Source organism: Bacteroides sp. AR20 (assembly GCF_964250605.1).
Taxonomy (GTDB): Bacteria; Bacteroidota; Bacteroidia; order Bacteroidales; family Bacteroidaceae; genus Bacteroides; species Bacteroides uniformis.
Genome location: NZ_CAXUGK010000041.1, coordinates 1 through 21,481, shown reverse-complemented (window position 1 = coordinate 21,481; position 21,481 = coordinate 1). Strand labels below are relative to the sequence as shown.

17 protein-coding genes and 1 tRNA gene are annotated in these 21,481 nt (G+C 50.5%); 10 read left to right on the top strand and 8 right to left on the bottom strand.

The features are described 5' to 3' along the window. The first annotated feature begins 35 nt into the window (after positions 1-35). The gene (locus ACESTD_RS16940) at positions 36-608 is read left to right on the top strand and encodes a cob(I)yrinic acid a,c-diamide adenosyltransferase (protein WP_005836935.1); all 573 of its coding nucleotides are present in this window, start codon (positions 36-38) and stop codon (positions 606-608) included. Positions 609-639: 31 nt separating this feature from the next. On the opposite strand, the gene pncB is transcribed toward ACESTD_RS16940, so the two are convergent. The 4 genes from pncB to ACESTD_RS16920 form a co-directional block, all read right to left on the bottom strand. Beyond that, the gene (gene pncB / locus ACESTD_RS16935; RefSeq protein WP_005829296.1) at positions 640-1,824 is read right to left on the bottom strand and encodes a nicotinate phosphoribosyltransferase; all 1,185 of its coding nucleotides are present in this window, start codon (positions 1,822-1,824) and stop codon (positions 640-642) included. A gap of 240 nt (positions 1,825-2,064) precedes the next feature. Further along, the gene (locus ACESTD_RS16930; protein WP_117689292.1) at positions 2,065-4,455 is read right to left on the bottom strand and encodes an ABC transporter permease; all 2,391 of its coding nucleotides are present in this window, start codon (positions 4,453-4,455) and stop codon (positions 2,065-2,067) included. Beyond that, the gene (locus tag ACESTD_RS16925; RefSeq protein ID WP_373158893.1) at positions 4,452-5,447 is read right to left on the bottom strand and encodes an HlyD family secretion protein; all 996 of its coding nucleotides are present in this window, start codon (positions 5,445-5,447) and stop codon (positions 4,452-4,454) included. Before ACESTD_RS16925 ends, ACESTD_RS16930 begins: the two co-directional genes overlap by 4 nt. A gap of 12 nt (positions 5,448-5,459) precedes the next feature. Beyond that, positions 5,460-6,887 carry a TolC family protein gene (locus ACESTD_RS16920; RefSeq protein WP_022400997.1) on the bottom strand — a complete coding sequence of 476 codons (1,428 nt, stop codon included), beginning with the start codon at positions 6,885-6,887 and terminating at the stop codon, positions 5,460-5,462. A 177-nt stretch (positions 6,888-7,064) separates the two neighbouring features. Here ACESTD_RS16920 and ACESTD_RS16915 point away from each other — a divergent pair, with 177 nt between their 5' ends. The 5 genes from ACESTD_RS16915 (at position 7,065) to ACESTD_RS16895 (ending at position 14,528) form a co-directional block, all read left to right on the top strand. Continuing rightward, entirely contained in the window at positions 7,065-8,582 is a 1,518-nt protein-coding gene (locus ACESTD_RS16915) for a cobyric acid synthase (RefSeq protein WP_178495523.1), read from the top strand. Next, positions 8,575-9,609, top strand: coding sequence for a threonine-phosphate decarboxylase (locus ACESTD_RS16910; protein ID WP_005836943.1), 1,035 nt, complete (start codon positions 8,575-8,577; stop codon positions 9,607-9,609). The genes ACESTD_RS16915 and ACESTD_RS16910 overlap by 8 nt, the downstream gene beginning before the upstream one ends. Before the next feature lie 3 nt (positions 9,610-9,612). Next, positions 9,613-10,581 (top strand): adenosylcobinamide-phosphate synthase CbiB, encoded by a 969-nt coding sequence (gene cbiB / locus ACESTD_RS16905; RefSeq protein WP_272203440.1) that lies wholly within the window; start codon positions 9,613-9,615, stop codon positions 10,579-10,581. A 108-nt stretch (positions 10,582-10,689) separates the two neighbouring features. After that, positions 10,690-12,570 carry an ATP-binding protein gene (locus ACESTD_RS16900; RefSeq protein ID WP_373158894.1) on the top strand — a complete coding sequence of 627 codons (1,881 nt, stop codon included), beginning with the start codon at positions 10,690-10,692 and terminating at the stop codon, positions 12,568-12,570. Next, positions 12,567-14,528 (top strand): sensor histidine kinase KdpD, encoded by a 1,962-nt coding sequence (locus tag ACESTD_RS16895; protein ID WP_272203439.1) that lies wholly within the window; start codon positions 12,567-12,569, stop codon positions 14,526-14,528. The genes ACESTD_RS16900 and ACESTD_RS16895 overlap by 4 nt, the downstream gene beginning before the upstream one ends. Here ACESTD_RS16895 and cobC read toward each other — a convergent pair. The 4 genes from cobC to cobU are packed head-to-tail and all read right to left on the bottom strand — an operon-like array spanning position 14,509 to position 17,398. Beyond that, entirely contained in the window at positions 14,509-15,048 is a 540-nt protein-coding gene (gene cobC, locus ACESTD_RS16890) for an alpha-ribazole phosphatase (RefSeq protein WP_117990924.1), read from the bottom strand. The genes ACESTD_RS16895 and cobC overlap by 20 nt on opposite strands. A 15-nt stretch (positions 15,049-15,063) precedes the next feature. Further along, the gene (cobS, locus tag ACESTD_RS16885; RefSeq protein WP_117689289.1) at positions 15,064-15,807 is read right to left on the bottom strand and encodes an adenosylcobinamide-GDP ribazoletransferase; all 744 of its coding nucleotides are present in this window, start codon (positions 15,805-15,807) and stop codon (positions 15,064-15,066) included. A gap of 1 nt (position 15,808) precedes the next feature. Next, positions 15,809-16,846 (bottom strand): nicotinate-nucleotide--dimethylbenzimidazole phosphoribosyltransferase, encoded by a 1,038-nt coding sequence (gene cobT / locus ACESTD_RS16880; RefSeq protein ID WP_044467841.1) that lies wholly within the window; start codon positions 16,844-16,846, stop codon positions 15,809-15,811. A gap of 30 nt (positions 16,847-16,876) precedes the next feature. Beyond that, positions 16,877-17,398 carry a bifunctional adenosylcobinamide kinase/adenosylcobinamide-phosphate guanylyltransferase gene (gene cobU / locus ACESTD_RS16875; RefSeq protein WP_005829269.1) on the bottom strand — a complete coding sequence of 174 codons (522 nt, stop codon included), beginning with the start codon at positions 17,396-17,398 and terminating at the stop codon, positions 16,877-16,879. 141 nt (positions 17,399-17,539) lie between these two features. On the opposite strand from cobU, the gene ACESTD_RS16870 reads away from it, so the two are divergent. The 4 genes from ACESTD_RS16870 (at position 17,540) to ACESTD_RS16855 (ending at position 21,289) form a co-directional block, all read left to right on the top strand. After that, positions 17,540-17,612 (top strand) — tRNA-Gly (locus ACESTD_RS16870). A gap of 129 nt (positions 17,613-17,741) precedes the next feature. After that, the gene (locus ACESTD_RS16865; RefSeq protein WP_057098160.1) at positions 17,742-18,956 is read left to right on the top strand and encodes a site-specific integrase; all 1,215 of its coding nucleotides are present in this window, start codon (positions 17,742-17,744) and stop codon (positions 18,954-18,956) included. A gap of 70 nt (positions 18,957-19,026) precedes the next feature. After that, entirely contained in the window at positions 19,027-19,983 is a 957-nt protein-coding gene (locus ACESTD_RS16860) for a hypothetical protein (RefSeq protein WP_057098148.1), read from the top strand. A gap of 274 nt (positions 19,984-20,257) precedes the next feature. Continuing rightward, entirely contained in the window at positions 20,258-21,289 is a 1,032-nt protein-coding gene (locus ACESTD_RS16855) for a hypothetical protein (RefSeq protein WP_057098147.1), read from the top strand. Positions 21,290-21,481: the final 192 nt, after the last annotated feature.

The following is a 21,481-nucleotide window of genomic DNA, read 5'->3' as shown; positions in this document are numbered from 1 at the left end:
TCTTTGGAAGACCCTACTGATTTATCAAATAGAGTATGAAAAGAGTCTATACCAAAACTGGAGACAAAGGAACAACGGGTATTCATGGTGGCGCGCGCGTGCCGAAAGATGACATCCGTATCGAGGCAAACGGATGCCTTGATGAATTGAATGCCGTGATTGGTATCGTGCGCTCCATGCTGGCGGCAGAAGATGGATGGCAGGAGTTGCTGCATGCTGTCCAGCGGGAACTGATGGTGGTGATGAGCCATGTGGCCACTCCCTCGGGAGTGGTGAACCCTAATCCGCTTTCTGCCGCAGAGCTCACGCTGCGCTGTGAGCAGGAGATGGATGCCATGACCGTCCTGCTGATGACGGACAACGGCTACTTCCTTTTGCCTGGTGGCACTCCCATATCAGCCCAACTGCAGTTTGCCCGTACCGTGGCCCGCCGTGCCGAACGCCGTTTGTGGACACTCCATCGCCAAGACCCTGTGAACGAGGATATTCTGCGCTTCATCAACCGCCTTTCGGACTTGTTCTTCGTCATGGCCCGCATGGAGATGCAGCGGCAGGACTGGCCGGAGGAGAAATGGCAAGAGTTTGCCTACAAAAGGAAAAGACAGTAAGCACTTATCGCTAACCGCCGGGAAGCTGTTTTCAGCATAGGGGTTCTATTTGCTGTCCGAGCCTTAAATCATACAGACATGCCCGTACTTCCGCTTCGCTGCCGATATGCTTTCCTGCATCGTCGGACAGCTTCACGCATTCGCGCCATTCCTGGTTGACGTTCATCTTGCATTGCGTCAGTTTCATTACGATGTTGGAGGGCTTGAATCCGGTATCATTCGTCAGATTGGTGCCGATGCCGAAGGAGCAGCGGATTTTGCCCCTGCAATGCTCCTGGATGTCGAGTGCCTTGCCAAAATCGAGCGCATTGCTGAAGACGATGGTTTTAGTGGTAGGGTCGATGCCCAGTTCGCGGTAGCGGGCAACGAGCTTGTCGGTGAAATCGAATTCATCGCCGGAGTCGCAGCGTACACCGTCGAATAGTTTGGCCTGCTTGCGGCTCAGGTTACTTAAGAAAATGCCGGAGGTATAGGTATCGGACAGTGCGATGCCCAAGTCACCGTCGTACACGTTCACCCAGTTTTCCAAGGCCATGTAGTTGGCGTGTTTGTAGCCGAACTGTGCGCCGTGGAACATGAACCATTCATGCGGATGCGTCCCCATAGGCTTCATGCCGTATTTCATGGCGAAGTGGCAGTTGGAAGTCCCGGTACAGTATTCGGCGGCTTCCTTCAGACGGTCTATGACTTTGTCCTGTACCTCGAACGAGAAGCGTCTCCGGGTGCCGAACTCCGAAAAATACAGCTGGTGTCGGTTGGAGAGTGCCACCTTTTCGGACAGTTTGCAGAGTATGCCGTCCATGTCGGCCACGTTTCCCAAAGAACGGTTCTTTATTTCGGATACGATGGAAAGCAGGGGGACTTCGTAAAGGGTGGCCTTGTACAGATAGTCCGTGATTTCAATGTTCAGGTGCCGGTCCTCGTCCAGATGGATGCTTACCTTCTCCGGCTGGAAGCGGAAGGAGGAGAGCCACTCCCAATAGACCCTCGGCAGGAAACGGCAGTGGCGGGTCATGTATTCCAGCTCTTCGGCAGTAAGTACGGTCTGTGCCAGGCTGTCCACCGCCTCTTGCAGTTCCTTCAGAAACGTGTCCGTATAGGCGGTGTCGTCTCTGTCCTTGAAGCTGAAAGTGCCCATGGCATAGGGAAACAATTTGATGTAGGCATACGAGGTGGTGAATTTGTAAAGGTCTGTATCGAGTATGGTATGAATCATGGCAAAATATTCTTTAGTTATGATGTTCGATTTTGGGGATGAAGATAGTGAAAATTTCTTATTTGACCAGCCTCTATCTGTTAACAACGGCATATTCCTATTAAACCATGTTATAAATGAGACCGTCATGGACAGAAATTTTGGATATTTCGGGGAAGTCCGTACATTTGCAATGTGTTTTTCATAGTATTAGATTTAAGGTTAACAAAAGATTGGCTGTCTGGGATAGATAGCCTTTTTTTATGCCTTCACTTTTCCTTTTCCGTAGAGGTGGCGTGTAGTGCAGAGCGCCAAAGTTCCATAGACCAATACTTGTATCCACATCGTCAGCATCTGCGGCCATACGTCGGCCAGCGTTCCACCCATTGAATTCAGTTTTACAAAAGCAAGTACGGCAGGACCTGCCGGAAACAGATAATGGGCTGTCTGCCAATACCACGGCATCAGCTCCAGCGGATAGGACACGCCCGAAAGGAAGATATAGCCCACAGAGAAGAAGGCTATCATCAGCAACGGCGCTTCGGAGTCTGTAAACCAGCGGGAGACGGCCAGGGCAAGGAAACTCGTGCCCAGCAGGAAGGGTATCATCATTGTGACGATGTCTCCTCCGCTGCCGATGTGTGGGATGCTGAACAGGTGCGGCAACAGTCCCAGCAGGAATAGGGAAAACACCACGTAGAGCATGAAGTATACGAAGGTCCTGCCTCCGACAATCCGTAATGTATCCTTCAATGAGTCGGCACGCATCAGCCGTATTCCTTTTCTTCGGGCTTCCGCTTCCTCGCCCGTCAGCATGGCAATCACCATCAGCATCGTCTGGAAGATGATGACAATTAGGACGGCGGGAATCAGATAGGAACCGTAGCCCTCTGTATAGTTGTAGAGCGCCGTGCCGGACACGCTGACGGGAGCGGACGAAGCCACTGCCAGCAGTCCTTGCGGAGGTAGGAATACGGTGCCCTCCATGCGGTGGGCATCGTTCACGGCAAGCATGACGCGCGCACTGGATTCTTGCAGTCCTTTGAAGTTGAGGAAAGCGTCCGTGGCGGCATAGAGCACGAAGACCGAAGTCTCGCCCCGTGCCACACGTGCCTCGAAGTCGGCAGGCAGGTAAAGGATGCCTGCCACGTCGCCCTGCTTCATCCATTGGCGGGCTTCGAGGATGTTGGGTGTCTGGCCGTAGACGGCGGTCTGGGGAGTGGCGTCGAGCAGTCGGATGTATTCGCGGCTGAGGGCGGAGTGGGAGAGGTCTACCACTGCGACGGGAGCCTTGCGCACTAGGTTGGGGGCGTACATGTAGTTGTAGAGCAGTCCGTAGAGGAAGATACCGCCTGCCAGCACGAGCAGGATGGCGGGATTGGTGGCGATGGCATGCCACTCGTGGCGGATGACAGAAGCTGTTGACAATGCGGTAGGTGGGCAAGGTGATGGGGAGGCGGAGATTGCTTCTTCCCTTATCTCTTTTTTTATCCACCATTTCAGCAATGGCAGTATCAGCAGTGCTGCCAATAGGAAGATGAAGAGTGTAGCTACCGACTGCCAGAAGTAGGCAAACCCTGCATCGAAGTAAATCATGGCTTGTGCCGCCTCCGTGAAGTGCCGCACGGGGAAGAGGTAGGAGGCCGCATGCACGGGCGCATACATGGCTGTAACGGGAAACGTGACTCCGGACAGCGTAGCCCCCAACGACCCCACCATGGATACTACACTGATGATATAGGCAATCTTGGGAAAGACAGAATAGATAAAGACCGCCAATGCCTGGGTAGCGATGATGAAGAGCACGGTCACTGCATTCATCAGCCACAGACTGCCAGCGAAGGGGATATGTAGCGGGCCGAACAGTACATAGTTTGCCAGGATACCGATGGACGAGAAGATGAGGGTATAGGGCAGCAGTTTCCCTGCTACGGCAGTGAGGATATTGCCTCGTGCCATCTCCAGCCATTCGCCGGCGCTGCCGAATTTCAGTTCGCTGCCTATGGAGTAGACGGTGGTGAGCAGGATGAGTATCTGGAACAGTACGAAAAAGAAAGGCTGGCTCAGGTAGATGGAGTAGTCCATGTCCGGATTGTAGAGGGGATGGGTACTGGCTTCTACGGGGAGCAGAAAGGTCTGTATCTGTTCTCCGCTGACTCCCAGAGCTTCGGCCTGCATCACGATGGGCGAGAGCGCCACGGGGGCAAGCGTATTCTCGAACGCTGCCATCAGCTCGCTGCCTACCGAAAGAAGGGCATAGTGGTAATAATAGGTGAGCGTTGCGCCAGTTCCCGTCACCGCCTTCTGTTCGAAGCGGGGCGGGATGACGAGGTAGCCGTATATGTCCTTCTGTTGCAATGCCCGGCGGGCGTCGGCTTCGTCGGTGAAGTGCTCCGTCACACGGAAGGTGGGGGCGGCAGAGATGCGTCGGGAGATATTGCGCGAAGTGGCAGTGTTGTCCAGGTCGACGATACCCACGGGAATGTTCTCCATCTGTCCGTTTCCAAAGATGGTGGCCATGAAGAACAGACAGAGTAAGGGTAGCACGACGCAGACGCCGAGGTATAGACGGCGGGAGGTCATGCGGTGCCATTCGCGACGGATAACCATGCGAAGCGCTTTCATTGCGCAGCCAAATTCTTTATCTTTCATTTTTCATTCTTCATTTTTAAAAGTACGGACATCCCCGGTCTCAATCCCTCTACCTGCTGTGTGGGACGTGCGTGTATCTCGAACGTCTGCATGTCATAGCTGCCCGTCTGTTTGGTGGATTTCCAGGTGGCGAAGCTGCCCAGCGGACTGATGTAATAGATGCGGAATTCAATGTCCTTGCCGTCGATGGCGGGGACATCGGCACGGAAAGTGCCTCCCATCTTGAACTGCGGCATCAGGTCCTCGCGTATGTTCAGTACCACGTGTGCATCGTCCATCACGACAAGGCTCATGATGGGAATGCCGGGGGCCACCAGCTCTCCGCGTTTGGGGAAGATGGTGGCTATCTGGCCGTCTTCGGGAGCAGTCAGGCGGGAGTCGACGAGGAGGGAGGAGACTTCATCGACGGTGCTTCGCGCCGCTTCCACCAGGCTGCGGGCCGAGGCGCGGTCCTCGCTCTGCGCTCCGTCTACGGCCATCTGGTATTGCTCGTAGGCGGCACGTTCGGCGGCTTGGGCGGCTTTGTACATGGCTTCCACCTCGTCACGCCGCTGGGAGGTGACGACACTGTCCTTATAAAGCGTTACAATGCGCTGGTAAGTGGTCTTGGCGAGGGCAAGGTCGCTCTGCGTCTTGTTCCAGAGTTGCCGGGCGGTGGCCACAATCTGGCGGCGGGTACCGGCGTCTATCTTCTTGTTCTGCTCCTGGGCCACCTGCTCCAGGGCATTCACCTGGCGGTATTTGGCTTCGATGGTGGGGCTGTTGATGACGACAAGCGTATCGCCTGCCTTCACCCAGTCGCCCTCTTGTACGAGGAAGGAGTCCACACGTCCGGGTAGCTTTCCGCTGATACGTATTTCCGTTGCTTCCACTTGTCCTTGCAGGACCAGGGGCTGCCGGCTCATGAGTAACATGCCGGCAAGTGAAATGATGACCGTTGCAGCCAGGATAATGACGAATGCAATGCTGATGCTTTTATTATTGATTTTCATAAAGGGTAGGTTTTAATAAGTTGTCTCGAAATATTTCTCGAACCGTTCCGGCGTTCCGCAGATAGCCAGCAGGTTCATCAGTGCCACATCATATTCGTAGTAGGCTGCCAGACGCGCCACGCGGACGGTTGCCAGCATCGTTTCCGCATCTACGACCTCGGTACTGGTTGCCATGCCTTCGGCAAAGGATTTCTTGCGGATTCGCACCAGCTCTTCGCTCAGCTCGATGGTGGTATTCAAGGCGCGTACGTTGTCTTGTGCCTTTTGCAGTTGGGTGTAGAGCTTGTCGATGCCTACGCTCAGGTCTTCTTTGGCTTTTTCTTGTCCCAGGGCAAGGGTCTGCTGGGCTATCTTCGACTGGCGGATGCGCTTCTCACGCGCCAGTCCGTCGAACAGGTTCCAGGTGAAGCCCACGCCTACGATGGTGCGGGGGACGAGGTTGCTCTGTATGCCGTGGGCATAGAGGGTCTGCTTGCCGAATACGGCGATGTCCGGCAGGTAGTCGCTCTGGTCGATGCGGAGCTGCTGGCGGGCAATCTGTGACTGCAGTTGCAGTTGGTTCACGGTGTAGTTCTCCACCCGCATGGCTTGCAGGAACTCCTCTTTGGCGGGCAGTTGGTCGTTGATGAAAAGCTCCGAAGTAGGATGGATGCTGCATGTGTCTTGCAGGTTGAGCAGGGTGCGCAGGGCACTTTGCACGACGGAGGCCTCCTTCCGGGCAGCCTCCAGTGAACGGGCAGCTTCATCCATATTCACTTGGGCAAAGAGCCGGCCTGCCTTGTCTATCATGCCGGCAGCTTCCAGTTTAAGGGCATTCTGGTAATGGCGTTGCAGGCTGTTGTAAGTCTCCTGCCGCACGCGTACTACCTCTTGCGCAAGTTTCAGCCCGAAGTAGCTTTCTGCCAGCAGGGTGCGTTGCGTGGCATCGGTCTGTCCCCGGTTTTCGCGGGCAATGTCTATCATGGTGTTGCCTATCTTCGAGGCCCGGATGCGCTTGCCGCCGGAGAATACGACCCATTCGGCGGTCAGGCCGACGGAAGTCAGGTTGCGTGGAGCCAGTGGAAAGGCAAGGGTATGGGAGCCTATCTGGTCGAGTATGCTGCTGATGAATTGGTCGTCCGGCACGATGTTGTGCACAAAGTCCTTTGCCGGGTCGGTGAACTGGGAAAGGGGCTGTTTTACCTCTATCTTTTCGGAAAGATGCACGAACGTACCGGCACCTTGCAGGGAGGGGTACCAGAGGGCATTCAGTTTGTCACGTTCCGCACGGGCGGCTTCAATTCCCTTGTCGGCTATTTTCAGGCTGCGGTTGCCGTTTTGCATCTGCCTTAGGGCATCACCGAAGCTAAGGGGAAGGGAGGTTTGTGCGGCCACTCCACCGATGGCAAGCAGTACGCAGGCAGCAGCCGGAAAGAATCTCCGGCATAATAGATTATTCATAAGTTCGTTCGGTTTAGGGGTTCTTGTTTCTCTAAACAAGAGGAGGTGGGAATTGTTCAGTAGTCATCTTTTTGAATAGAACGTTACAAATATAACGAATAGTTTCCGAAGATATGGCTTATGAATGGGAGAGATATTCGGATTTGCACTATCTTTGCATTCGCTAAAATGGAATTTATGGAGAAACTTCATCCGATTATGTTTGCCGGGACGGGTAGTGATGTGGGAAAGAGCATCATTGCTGCCGCCTTCTGCCGCATCTTCAAGCAGGACGGCTATCAGCCCGCACCGTTCAAGGCACAGAATATGGCGCTCAATTCATTTGCCACTCCCGAAGGGCTGGAGATAGGCCGTGCCCAGGCTGTGCAAGCAGAAGCCGCCGGAGTGCCTTGCCACACGGACATGAATCCGCTACTGCTGAAACCACAGTCGGACCATACCTCGCAGGTTGTTCTTAACGGGCGTCCTATCGGCAACCGCAATGCTTATGATTATTTCCGCAAGGAAGGACGCGACGAACTGCGCCGGGAGGTTTGTGCTGCCTACGACCGCCTTGCCGCCCGCTATAATCCCGTCGTGCTGGAAGGCGCGGGAAGCATCTCCGAAATCAATCTGCGGGATACCGACCTTGTCAATCTGCCGATGGCCCTGCATGCCGGAGCCGATGTAATTCTTGTGGGCGACATTGACCGTGGCGGTGTGTTTGCCAGCGTCTACGGTTCGCTGATGTTGCTTCGTCCCCATGAGCGGGAGCGAATTAAAGGAATTCTTATCAACAAGTTCCGGGGGGATATACGTCTCTTCGAGTCGGGCATTACGATGCTGGAGGAGCTTTGCGGCATTCCCGTTGTCGGGGTGGTGCCTTACTACCGTGATATCTACATTGAAGAAGAAGACTCCGTGGCGCTTGCCGCAAAGTCTGTCCGTGCCGAGAAGGGAAAGGTGAACATCGCCGTCATTCTGCTGCGCCACCTCAGTAACTTCACCGATTTTAATGTCCTGGAACGTGACCCGCGCGTACATCTCTTCTATACCAACAATGTGGATGAGCTGGCAAAGGCCGACGTCATCCTGCTGCCCGGCTCCAAGAGCACGCTTGATGACCTTTACGAATTGCGCCGTAACGGTGTGGCGGCTGCCATCATCCGTGCCCACCGTGAAGGTGCCACCGTGATGGGTATCTGCGGCGGCTATCAGATGATGGGGCAGGAGGTGCTCGACCCTGAGCATGTGGAGGGGGACATTGAACGCCTGCCCGGACTGGGGCTGTTGCCCATCAGTACCCGCATGTCGGGAGAGAAGGTGACCCGCCAGGTGAAGTTCGGTCTGTGCAATCCCCATTCTCCATCTTCCACTCTCCATTCTCCATTAATGCAGGGCTATGAAATCCATATGGGAGTGACCACCCCTGTGGAAGGTACTCCCGATTCTCCTTTGAATCTTCTGGAGAACGGCTCTACCGACGGTTACTACGTGGACTCCACCTGCATGGGGACCTATATTCATGGCATTCTCGACAATCCGGAATTCATAGATTTCCTGCTTGTGCCTTTTGCAGACAAACTGTCCGGGAATGCCGGCGCTTTCGATTACCATACATTCAAAGAAGAACAATACGATAGGCTTGCCGAGCACGTGCGCCGCCACGTCAACCTGCCGCTTATCTACCAAATATTGACAAAGAACCATGATTGAAGGACACGGAGACGATTCCTATAAATACAGCCGTCCCATTACGGCAAACTTCAGCTCGAACGTTTACAGCAGGGTAGACCTCTCTGCCTTGAAGGCGCATCTGTGTACCCGGATTGACGGCATCGGCAACTATCCCGAACCGGAGCCTTACACGCTTGAGGCCTGTCTTGCCCGCCACCACCGTCTTCCTGCCGAGGCAGTGTGCGTGACGAATGGAGCTACCGAAGCCATCTATCTTACCGCACAGACTTTCCGCGGGACAAACACCGCCATTGTGCAGCCCACTTTCAGTGAATATGCCGATGCCTGCCGCATGCACGGCCATCGGGTCACTTCCCTCTATTGGTTTCCTGCGGAGAGCGAGGGGTATCGCTTGCCGGAAGAGGTGCGCATGCTGTGGCTGTGCAATCCCAATAACCCTACCGGAACGGTCGTGGAGAAGGAATATCTGGCAACACTTATCAGTCATAATCCGCAGGTATGTTTCGTCATCGACCAGTCCTACGAATTTTTCACCTTGCGTCCGCTTTTCTCTGCTGCCGAGGCTGCGGAGTTTCCCAACGTCTTGCTGCTGCACTCCATGACCAAGCGTTATGCCGTTCCCGGTCTGCGACTGGGATATGTCACCGGCGCTCCCCACCTGCTGCACCGTCTGCGTACCAACCGTATGCCCTGGTCGGTCAACCAGCTTGCTATTGAGGCAGGGCTCCATCTGCTGGAACACGATGTTCCCAATCCGCTGGATGTGGCGTCTTACTTGCAAGAGGCTGCCCGCCTGCGCAGTGCGCTCGAGGCATTGGGAGGACTGGAGGTATGGGCCACCGAAACCCATTTCATGCTGGTGTGCCTCCGTATGGGTAGGGCTTCCGCCTTGAAAGACTATCTGGCAGGGGAGCATGGTATCTTGATTCGGGACGCCTCCAACTTCGACGGACTGAATGAACACTTCTTCCGCATAGCCGCCCAGAGCCGGGAGGAGAATGACAGGCTTGTAAAAGCAATAGGACAATGGCTTGAGGAGGAATAACCGATGGAAGAAGATGTGCTTATACTTTTGGGTGTCGCCTTCAACTTGAACCTGCCGCTTCTCACTGCCTGGCTGCTCGACCATTGGCTGGGCGACCCGGCGTGGCTACCCCATCCGGTGGTCGCTTTCGGCAAAGCCATCTCTTTCTGTGAGCACCGGTTGAACCGGGGCGATTCGCGTTTCCTGAAAGGTGCGTTTGTGGCGGTGTCTCTTGTCTTGGGGGTATATGTCATTACGCTTTTGTTGCTCCGCTTGGCGGCACTCTTTTCTCCGGGCATGCTTCTGACGGTGCAAATATTGCTGATATTCTATTGCTTGGCGGGCACTACGCTGGTTCGCGAGGTGCGTATGGTGTTCAAGGCGGTGGACCGTTCCTTGGAGGAAGGGAGGATGCAAGTGGCACGTATCGTAGGGCGTGATACGTCTGCACTCTCGGCGCAGGAGGTGAGAACCGCGGCATTGGAGACTTTGGCAGAGAATTTGAGCGATGGGGTGGTTGCTCCCTTGTTCTGGTATCTGCTGTTGGGAGTTCCGGGCATGCTTGCCTATAAGATGGTGAACACGCTGGATTCCATGGTCGGCTACAAGAATGAACGCTACCGCCGGTTCGGCTGTTTTGCTGCCCGTTTGGATGATGTTGCCAATTATATTCCTGCTCGTCTGACAGCCTTTCTGATGGTACTGGTTTCCGGTCGCCTTTCCTTGTTTGCTTTTGTGGGCAGATATGGCAGCCAGCATGCCAGTCCCAATTCCGGTTATCCGGAAGCCGCCCTTGCCGGTATTTTGAATTGCCGTTTCGGGGGTCCGCACAACTATTTCGGCGAGGAGGTGTGGAAACCTTATATCGGTTCTAATGAACGGCCTCTGAAGACGGAAGATATGCGTATGGCTGTCCGCATCAACCGGCGTGTGGAGTGGTGGATGGTGGTTGCCGTAATAGTGACATCGACCTTGGCTTCCTTTTGTTTTTAAAATGTTGTTATTTTAACTGATTCTTTGTCCGTTCCAAAAAGATATAATATCTTTGCAAGACCGCGTTGCATTAAAAATGTAACTTTTAAAGCAGACAAAGTCTTATAAATGAGGATAAAGCAACTATATATATTCCTTTTCTTTATTTGGTTCGGGAGCACAATAATTGCATCGACAACAGATAAAGCGGATTCTTGGACTAAAGAAAAGGAAAGTATAGTCCATGAGGTCATCTCTACTTTTCACAACAGCCTCGGTTTCGACTATCTGACCCGGGAGGAGTGTGACTCGCTGAATGCCGACGGCCTTTTGTCCCAATTGGATGAATCCCAGCGCTATTACACCTATTTCGAACTGGAAAGAATACTTATAAAATCCTCCCTTTTCCGTGGAGAAATCCGTATGGCCATTGCCCAGAGCGACCAGATGTACTCCAAAGCCCGCGCGCTTGCCTACCCCTTCGGCAATGCCCTTGCGCTGAATGCCATGGGAGAGGTGTACAGCTATACCGGCAGGCTCCGGGAAGCCGGTGCCGCTTATGAAGAGTCCTTGAGACTGCTGGATGGGATGGACGGGGAGGATGTGCATATCCGTATGCTACTGGTGGAACTGATAGATTATAACCTGCGCATACGGAATGTAAACGGTGCCTCGCGTTATCTTGCACGTCTGAACCTCTATCCGGAAGACCGGCTTTCTCCGCTGGAGCTGGCCATGCGTCACATCTCCAATGCTTCCTGCCAATTATTCAAGGGTGACTTGAAAGCTGCCAGCCATTGTCTGGCACAGATAGGCCAGCTTGAAACGCAGCTGATTCCGGAGATACGGCAATACCTTCTGATTATAGATGCCCGTTATCTGGTGGCCACCGGAGAGCATGAGGCAGCCTTGACCGCCTACAATGATTTCCTTCAAACCGAATATGCCCGGATAAACCGTAACATCTACAAGGAAGCTCTGCTCGAAAAGGCGGATTTACTGGTGAAGATGGGGAACAAGGAAGAAGCCTACGGACAGTACGGCAAGGTCTTTTCGTATATCAAGACTTCGTTCGAGAAGAACTATCCCAAGGAGATAGACCGGCTCTGTACCCGTTTCCAGGCCGACCAACTGGCCTACCAGAACGAACGCGACCGCATTGTATCCATGCGTTTCTATCTGGCAGGCATCATTGTGTCCGTACTGTTTCTGATATTCCTCCTGGTGCTGGGCTGGAAGAAGATATTCCGTTTGAAGCGTTCCCAAATGCGGCAGGAGGCGATGAAGGAGAAAGCGGTGCAAGCCATACAACGGAAGAATATGTTTCTTTCGAACATGAGCCATGAGGTACGTACGCCGCTGAATGCCATTGTCGGATTCTCGGCGGTACTGACGGATGAGGACGAGTCGTTCGATGACGAATCGCGCCGGGAGTTCTCCGAAATTATCAAGGTGAATTCCTTTCAGTTGCTGAAACTTATCAATGACATTCTGGATTTCTCGGATTTCGAGAATGACAATATAACCTTCAACATCCGCACGCATGATGCCGTGAAGTTGTGTAATGAGGTCGTGGAGACCGTGATGGCCTCGCGCAAGCTGGAGGTTGAAATGCGTTTTGACACGGATTTGTCCGTCTTGATGCTGGATACGGACGATGCGCGCCTCCGCCAAGTCTTGATAAACCTGCTGGTGAATGCCGCCAAGTTTACGGAACAAGGCTCCATCGTGCTGGAACTGAAGATGGCTGATGCCGGTACGGCACTTTTCTCCGTGACGGATACCGGATGTGGCATTCCACCGGAAAAGCAGCACTTGATTTTTGAACGCTTTGAAAAGCTGAATGATTTTGTGCAGGGAAGCGGACTGGGTCTTTCCATCTGCCAACTGATTGTGAAATATATGAACGGCAAGCTGTGGGTGGACAGTGGGTACACCCGTGGCGCGCGTTTCTGTTTTACGCATCCTTTGAAGTATAATCCCGCATTACACGGAGGAACGGCGCAATGAAACGAATACTGATTCTCATCCATGTTTTGTTTTGCGGATATATTTGTCCGCTGCTGGCAGAAGACACGGGGGCTGTCCGGTATCAGGACAGCATCCTGAAGGTTGCCGATACCCTGCCGGCCACCCTTGTCCGGCTGACGTATCTCCGTGACATGGCCTACAAGCACCAGTATGCTCCCTATAACATGACTTTTTCCACCCGTTTGTACGAGGAGGCGCGGCGGCAGAAGAACGCTTTCTATGAGAATATGGGCGCTTACTATCTGGCGGCATGTTATGACAAGAAACACGACCCGGACAGTCTGTCGTATTGGGTGGATGTGCTGAAGGATTTTGTCTCCCAGGTAGGCACTTACGATTATTATCTGGAGCAGAAGGCTGCCATCAGCCGCGCCCTGGCTTCCAAGAGACAGATAGAGAAAGCGGTGTATGTGGCTAAGGAGACGTTGGAGGAATCAAAACTCCGCCATAGCAATAACGGGATGATAGCGGCGTATAACAGTCTGGGATGTGCCTACGGAGTGTCCAGCCGCCCGAATGAGGCACTGGACTCTTTCTTGGAGGCTTACCGGAATTTCTCTCCCCAGACAAAGGCCAGCCTGAAGGTGGATATACTGTCGCGTATTGCCCAGGTATACGGCAATGGCGGTAAAGACAGTCTGAAGCTGCCCTATTTGCATGAAATGGACACGACGTTGCAGACGGTTATTTCCAAAGAACCCGAGACACGGAAGAACTGGAGCAATTTCGAGATTGACTGCGAAGTGAAGTATATCCTGCACTACATGAACCAGAAGAACTTTACAGTGGCGCACGAGCATATCGAGAAAGTAAAGAAACTGCTTGAACCGCATGTAGATCCCGTCTTCTGGCTGAATGTCCAGTTGATACAGCTTCAATACTATGCCAAGACCGATGAGTATGACAAAAGCATCGCATTGATAGACGAGGTGACCCCTACGGTACTGAACAACTACGTCTCCACCTTTGCCACTTTGATAAACTACAAGGCGAGTACGCAATATGACAAGGGGGACATTGACGGGGCCATCGAGACCCGGCGCTACCTCATACGCAAGCAGGATTCGCTGAACAATGCCTTCTCGGCCAACCAGTTGAAGCAGGTGAAGGAGATTTACCACATTGACGAGCTGTTGTTGGAGAAGCAGAAGATTCAGGACATGAATTACCGTATAGGATTTATACTCCTGGGCGTCTGTCTGCTGCTGATGCTGCTTTTCTATCTGTATACGCGCTATGTCTCCGGAAAGATTGCTGTCGTAGAGAAGAAGACGGCTGAAGCCGCTTTGCAGGCAGAGACGGACAACATCGCGAAGGAACGTCTGAAATCGGAAATCAGCCATGATATACGTACCCCGCTGAGTGTGGTGGTGGGCTTTGCCGAATTGCTGACCGGGAAAGAGGAGCTGGATAAGGAGACTAAGAGGGAGTACGGACAGATGATTCAGACCAATGCGGAGAGCCTGCTGAATTATGTCAACAGCATTCTGGAGTTGTCCCGCCTGGAGTCCGGCAAGATTCAGTATGAGGACGAGGAGTGTGACATTATTCGGTTGTGCAGTGAGGTGCTGGATAAAGTGAACGGCCGTGAGGAGAGCACCGTGTCTGTCAGCCTGCAGACCGACCTCAAGGAACAGCTTGCAAGGACGGACCGGAAGTGGTTCGATACATTGCTTTTCAGCCTGCTGACTCCGTCAGAGAATGACACTTCCCGTTATGAGGCGGTTATCCGTATCAGACGAGACCGCAGTAGGCCGGTTCTCTATTTCGATGTGGTCAACGCTCCGTTTGCAAAGGTGCATTTTGAGAATAAAACAAGCTTGATTCGCCATGAAATCAATGCCCATTTTATTCATTATTTTGGAGGTATCTACAAGGTGCAAACCGAAGCGGAGGAAGGCCCTACTATTTCGTTCACTATTCCTTGTCGAGATTGATGCGGACGATGCCGCCGTAGGGCGTCAATGCGTCGAAGGCTTCTTCGGCTTTGAGGGTTCCGGCATAGAGTTGCGCGCAGATGAGTACGCCGCCATGTGCGAAGATGGCAACGCGTGTATAGGGCTTCTTCCTCAACTCATCCAGAAACTGGCCGACACGTCGGTATTGCATGGCAAAGGATTCTCCATCGGTAGCTGCCACGTTCATGTAGTCGGCATACCATTCCTGCAGGCGTGGGTCTTCATTCTGTTCGAACGGCTTCATCTCCCAGTCGCCAAAATTGATTTCCATAATCCGTTTGTCCCGTTCTGCATCGGGATAGCCGCAATAGGTGGCGAGGCGCACGCAGCGGGTCAGGGGACTGGTGTAGACGTGGTCGAACGGAAGGTATGCCTTCAGGTTTTCTGCTGTCACGGCGGCTTCCGCTTCAAACGTGGGTTTCAGGGGAACATCGGTCTGTCCGTAGCATACGCCCGGAGGAACATCTACCGAAGTGTGTCGAATGAGTATTACTTCCATCTTTAATTTTTGGTTTTAATTTATAATTAGGATAAGGCTTCCCAAGTAGAAGGACAGTTCGCATAGCAGGAAAGTGGCCCCGCAGCAGTCCCCCGTATATCCTTGCAGGCGTCGCTTCATCAATCGGTAGAGCAGGAAGAAGGTGAGCAGTGGGAAGAGGGTGGCAATCCACAGTTTTATAGGCAGCAGCAGTACGAAAGGAAGCAGGCCGCAAAGAAATCCGGCCAGTAACTCGTGCCGGCTCATGCGGTTGTAGACGGTTTTGCTTTTGCTGTCTTCCTCTTTCCGGGCATAGGGCAGGTAGTTGACAATCTGGGAGGCACAGAACTTGGACCAGCAGTCACCGCTGAGCACAAGGATGCAGAGAAGTCCCAGTGGCAGGTGATGAAGTTGGAACAACAGCAGGAAATAGCATATCAATCCGATGACACCGTAGCTTCCGATGTGGGAATCCTTCATGATGGCAAGAGTCCGTTCTCGGGTGGTGCCGCCGCCGAAGCCGTCGAAAAAGTCCGCCAGTCCGTCTTCGTGCAGGCAACCGGTGACAAGCAGGCGTGCGATGAGGGCAAGAATCCATGCCAATGACACCGGCATAATCTGTCCGGCAAGCCACAGCACTGCCGCCATCACGCCTCCCGTCAGCCAGCCTACAAGCGGCCAATAGGGAACCACATGCTTGAAACACTCTGCCGGTACTTCCTTGATTTTCCAGAAGGGCAGTCGGGTGAGCATTATGAATGCAGCCAAGACATTGTTCATGTTAAAAGTATTTGGTGATGGAGGCATGTGCAAAGTTATCCATTTCATTGAGCATCCGCACGGCCGAGTCGACAATGGGATATGCACAGATGGCCCCCGTTCCTTCTCCCAAACGCAGCCCCAGATTCAGCAACGGACGGGCATGCAGGGCGTCGAGTACCAGTTTGTGGCCCGACTCGTCTCCGCAGTGTCCGAAGATGGCGTAATCCGTCACTTCCGGGTAGAGCCTGGCGGCGGCAAGCAGGCAGTTGGTCATGATGAATCCGTCAACAAGGATAATCATCCTCAGCTCGGCAGCTTGCAGCATGGCGCCTATGGCCATTACCATTTCCAGTCCGCCAAAGTAGCGGATGATGTCTCGGGGAGAGCCGTCGCCCTTGTAGTTCTCCATAGACTGCTTCAGCACTTCGTATTTGTGGCGGATGCCCGCGCTGTCGAGTCCGCTGCCTGCGCCGACACATTGTTCCAGAGGAATACCGGTAAAGCAGGTCATCCACAAGGAGGATGAAGAGGTGTTTCCGATACCCATTTCACCGAAGCTGAGGACATTGCTGCCTTCTTCATGGCATTGGCGCACCACCTCGGCACCCCGTTCCAGGCACATCTCCATTTCCTCTTCCGTCATGGCTGCCTCGTGCAGATAACTCCGGGTACTTTTGCGCACTTTCATATTGATGATGCCTTTCTCGTAGGGGAGGTCGTAGTCTACTCCTGCATCTACTATTTTCAGGGTAAAGCCGTGCTGCCGGCAGAGGAAATTGACACCTGCCCCTCCATGAAGGAAGTTGCTGATTTGCTGCCAGGTGATTTCCTTTGGAGACAGACTGACCCCTTCTTCTACAATGCCGTGGTCGGCGGCGAAGATAATGTTTTGCGGATGTTTCAAGGTGGGGGATAATGTCTGTTGTATGAGTCCGATTTGGAGTGCCAGTTCTTCTAAAATGCCCAATGAACCTTTGGGTTTGGTCAGGTTGTTGATTTTGTCAATCAATGCGGGACGGATTGACTCGTCCGGACGGGTGATATGAAATGTTTTCATCAGTCTGTTGAATTTTAATTGTCTGTTGTTTTATGAATGAGTGTTTTTTACGGTAAGTGGGATGCCGGATACCATCAGTATCACTTCGTCGGCACGGGCGGCTACATATTGGTTCATCCAGCCTTGCATGTCCGTGAACTTTCGTTGCAGTTCGTTCTCGGAAGTTCCTCCCATACCTATTTCATTGGTTACAAAGATGAAGGTTGCGTCTTGTGCCGTGAAGCGGTCGAACTCTGCCTTTACTGCGGCAAGTGCCCGGTCGGTATCTGAATGCAGGTCGAAGAAAAAGTTGGTACACCATAAGGTGATGCAGTCTATCAGGACGATCCGTCCCTCCAGCCGGTGGCGGCTGAGTTCTTTCTCCTCTTCGATGTTTGTCCATTCCGGTCCCCGGCGTTCCTGATGCCGGATTACCCTCTGGCGGAATTCTTCGTCCCAGATGCGTGCCGTGGCAAGATAAACGGGAGTGGGAGAGAGCTCGAGTGCCAGCTTTTCCGCATAGGTGCTTTTGCCGGAACGTGCTCCTCCGGTGATGAGTATGATTCGTTTCATTGGTATTTAGTCTGTATTTTGAAAGAATATCTTTGTTTTCCCGAGCAAAAATAGGAAATATTTGACGAAACGTTTGTTTTTTTAGGAAGGAATTTATTAACTTTGCCACCGTTTTTAAGGCATGACCTTGGAAATGTTTATGCGGCAGTAGCTCAGTTGGTAGAGCATCAGCTTCCCAAGCTGAGGGTCACGAGTTCGAGTCTCGCTTGCCGCTCATAAAGAAAGCCTTGATAGTTAAGAAATTAGCTATTGAGGCTTTTTGCTTTTAGTAGGTTACGAAAAGTCTGTTTTCGAGTGGTTTCAAAGGGTGCATGTAAACCAAGATGTAAACCGAAAATTCATTATGAATGCTTGTGTTTCAGTAGTTTGCTACAAGTCTAAGACATTATCAAATGGCGAAAATCCATTGATGCTCCAAGTATCTAAAGGAGGAAAGCGTAAATACCAAAGTTTAGGCATATCTATCAATCCTAAATATTGGGACTTCGCACGAAATAAGCCTAAGCCCAACTGCCCTAACAAAGAGTACATCCAAAAGATTATCTTGGATAAGCAACGGGAACTTCAACAACGAATGTTGGAACTGAATAGCGAACAAAAAGAATACACTACCACCACCTTACTCAATAATGAGAATACCAAGTTTGAACTAAAAACAATCAGTATGTTCTACAAGGAACTTATAGAGCAATACACACGTGAGGGCAAATGCGGAAACCGTCTTATCTATAAAGGCTCATTCAATTCACTCAAAGTTTTCACTAATGGGAAATTGGATATTCCATTTAATGAAATAGATATTGCTTGGCTTAACAAATATGAGAAGTGGCTACGCTCCAAAGGTAATAGGGAAACTACAATCAGCCTACTCTTTCGTACTCTTCGTAGCGCATACAATAAAGCTATCAAAGCTAAGTGCGCCCGGAAGTCCGATTATCCGTTTGACGAATATAAAATCAACAAGTTCGACACCACCACCCAAAAGAGAGCCATTGGCAAAACAGATGTGCTGAAATTCACAACCGAGGTGCAGCCTATCGGAAAGCAACAATACATGGAGTTGAGCAAAGACATATTCGTGTTCAGCTATCTATGCGGTGGAATCAATTTCACAGACATAGCTAATCTAACAAACGAGAATATTCAAAATGGCAGATTACACTATATCCGCCAAAAGACAAAAAAGCTAATCAAGATAGGAATACCGCAGGAAGCTATGCTGATAATCGAGAAATATTCAAAAGAGAGTAAAGGCTATCTGTTTCCGATTTTAGACAGTAAGATACATAAGACCGCCCTACAAAAACAGAATAGAATACATAAGATATTAGGAAAGGTCAATAAGAATCTAAAACTACTTGCCGCACAGCTTGGAGTTGAAGCCAACTTGACAACCTATGTCGCCCGGCACTCATTCGCAAGCGTCCTAAAGAAATCGGGGGTAAACATTGCATTGATAAGTGAAGCATTGGGACATTCAGACTTAGCCACCACTCAAATATACTTGGATAGTTTCGATAATGAGCAAGTGGATGAAGCCATGAAGAACCTACTATAATTTCAAAATAATCCCATTTGCACAATGCAGGTGGGATTTTCTTTATATTTTTGCCTAAAATAAATATCACATGGAACTCTATTTCTTTAAAAATAAGATTATTCGTGAAGTCAAGGAAGAGCTAATACATTGTTTCGCTTACAGCGATTTCGATTTATCCGCTGATTTATGCGGACTAAATCTCAAACCTTTTATAGATGCAGGGATTGATATTAGTAATACCTCATTGACGTTTGACCTTAAAACAAAAGAATGGAAAGAGGGTCCAATTGACCGCCTATTATTCGTTCGTACCATTTCTGAATTCAAGCAATATGCTGAATCATTCGCCAATAAATGCGCTATACGGCAAATAGAAGAAAAACATGTCTGTGCCTTAAAATTCATGGCTGCTATTTTTACACGAACTATTCATCATTTGATAAATGATACAGATGTGTTTGACATGGAACAAAACCTACGCATGTATAGTATCGCCGTGCGTCCTGATTTGCTGAATTTATACATCGCATTAAAACAGAATAAAGGGAAAACCGCAACAATCCGTTTTGGCAAAGGTAAGCCTATTACAGTTGATGATAAAGGTTTCGCATGGTTTCACTATATGATGGAAAAGTACCTGGATAAATTCCTTGCTGTAAATAACGTAGAAGAGGCACAAGAAGAATTAGAAGACTTATATCCCTCAATGATGGGGAAAAAGGTAAAAAGTGACCAGCTATACCTCAACTATATAATGGCAAGCACATACACTTACATTTCTCGCAACATTATCCCATCTCAAGAAAACAAGATAACGGTTGAACAATGTACGTTTTTATTAGAATTCCTCACTGAATTCAAATTCATATCACCTCAGGATAAGAAAAACAAATTAAACAATCTACAGTCCACCATAAAATCATTAATTATTGATTCTAATTCGTATATCATCGAACGATTTCGCAGAAATAAACGCATGAGAGCATTCCCCCGTCCTCGCTTATTCGATATATATGATATTTGTTGGGACGATAGATGGGAATAACAAGCTTTATCCTACCATTACTGCCACAAAGGAAGTTGCATCTTTTTCGCATCATATCCTTTGTGGCAGTTTCTTTTTACCTACGCTAAATTTTATATTTCTCATTTTCAATTCAAAGGATATGACATGAAAAATCGGATATTCCTTTGAACTTGATGGCATTTCGTTTGCACTTAGATAGGCGGCAGCAGCCTGAAAGACGTCGCAGGAAGAAGCCCCTAATACTCACGGGAAGTTGAGTAAAGAGTTCTGAATCATCGTAAAAAAGAAGAATATGAAAGATGATACAAAGGTGGTTGCGACCTCAAACGCAACAGAATTAGTTAACGCTACAGAAGTAGCAAGTATTGAACAATCAAATACCAATATCATGGAAAAGAAAGAAATATCTGAGAATGGAAACGCTGCAAATGCAGCAAGTAATGAACTTAAATCATGGGGAAAAGATATGGGAATTAAACCTACCACTGTTAAAGCTCGTATTGATGGCGAAGTGCAAACGATTATCGTAGCCCATACAGAATACGGGATGAGGCATGACAAGAAGATGGATAAGATGCTAACAACGGCAAACAGGGATAAACTGCTTACGCCAAGATACCACTTCTGCAAGCCGGATATATTTTGGAAAGAGGGATATAACCTTTTTGACAACAACGGGGAACTGATAGAGCAAGGTACGGCAAATGTCCTTACTCACTGTGAGACCCCCGAAACTTCGGAAAGAATCTATATTGATGATTTTTTGGAAGATGTGGAGATACACGATTTTGAATCCGTTGCCGACTATGCACAGCATATAGGTGAGACAGTCTTAATCAGCCGTATGCCGTCTAAGGTAGAAGAAATGGGCATCGCAGCATTGGCTACCGGAGATGAAGCCGTAAAAGAAGCATACGAGTTTGCGATAGAGAATGGCATAACATATACACAGTCGTTAGGCTTCTTGGCTGGAGAAATGAAAGCCGCTACATTGAAATTAATGATGCGTGGCGTCAAAGCCAAACCTACATTGGCACTTGGACGTACAAAAGAACAAGCCCAAATGCTCTACGATGAATCATGCAAGAGCTTAGGTGAAGGAGAATCTAAAAAACGTTATGTTCCCCGTGCACTTAACATCATTCTAAAGAAAGAAAAATTTAGCTTTGATATGGTGATTGAAGCATTGAGAACTATTCCGTCAAGTGAGGTGACAATGGCAAAACTCGCAGATTGCGGAGAGAAAGAGGCTTGTATTGCAGGAGCACTCATAAGTTGGATTCTCACGTTACAACGTCAAAAAGAGACAAAAACCGCTGCATAGCAAGCTGACACGGAAGCCTACGTGAGAGGTGGGCTTCTGTTGAATCAAATTCAATGGCGGTAGATTTTTCAAGCCCGGGCATATAAAGTGAAAATTTTCTGAAAGCCTACCGCCCTGGAAAATCCAGTGTAAGCTGCCCCCTAAAACCAAGCGATTCTGCCCCCTTAAAACATTCAACAATGCCCCCTTAAA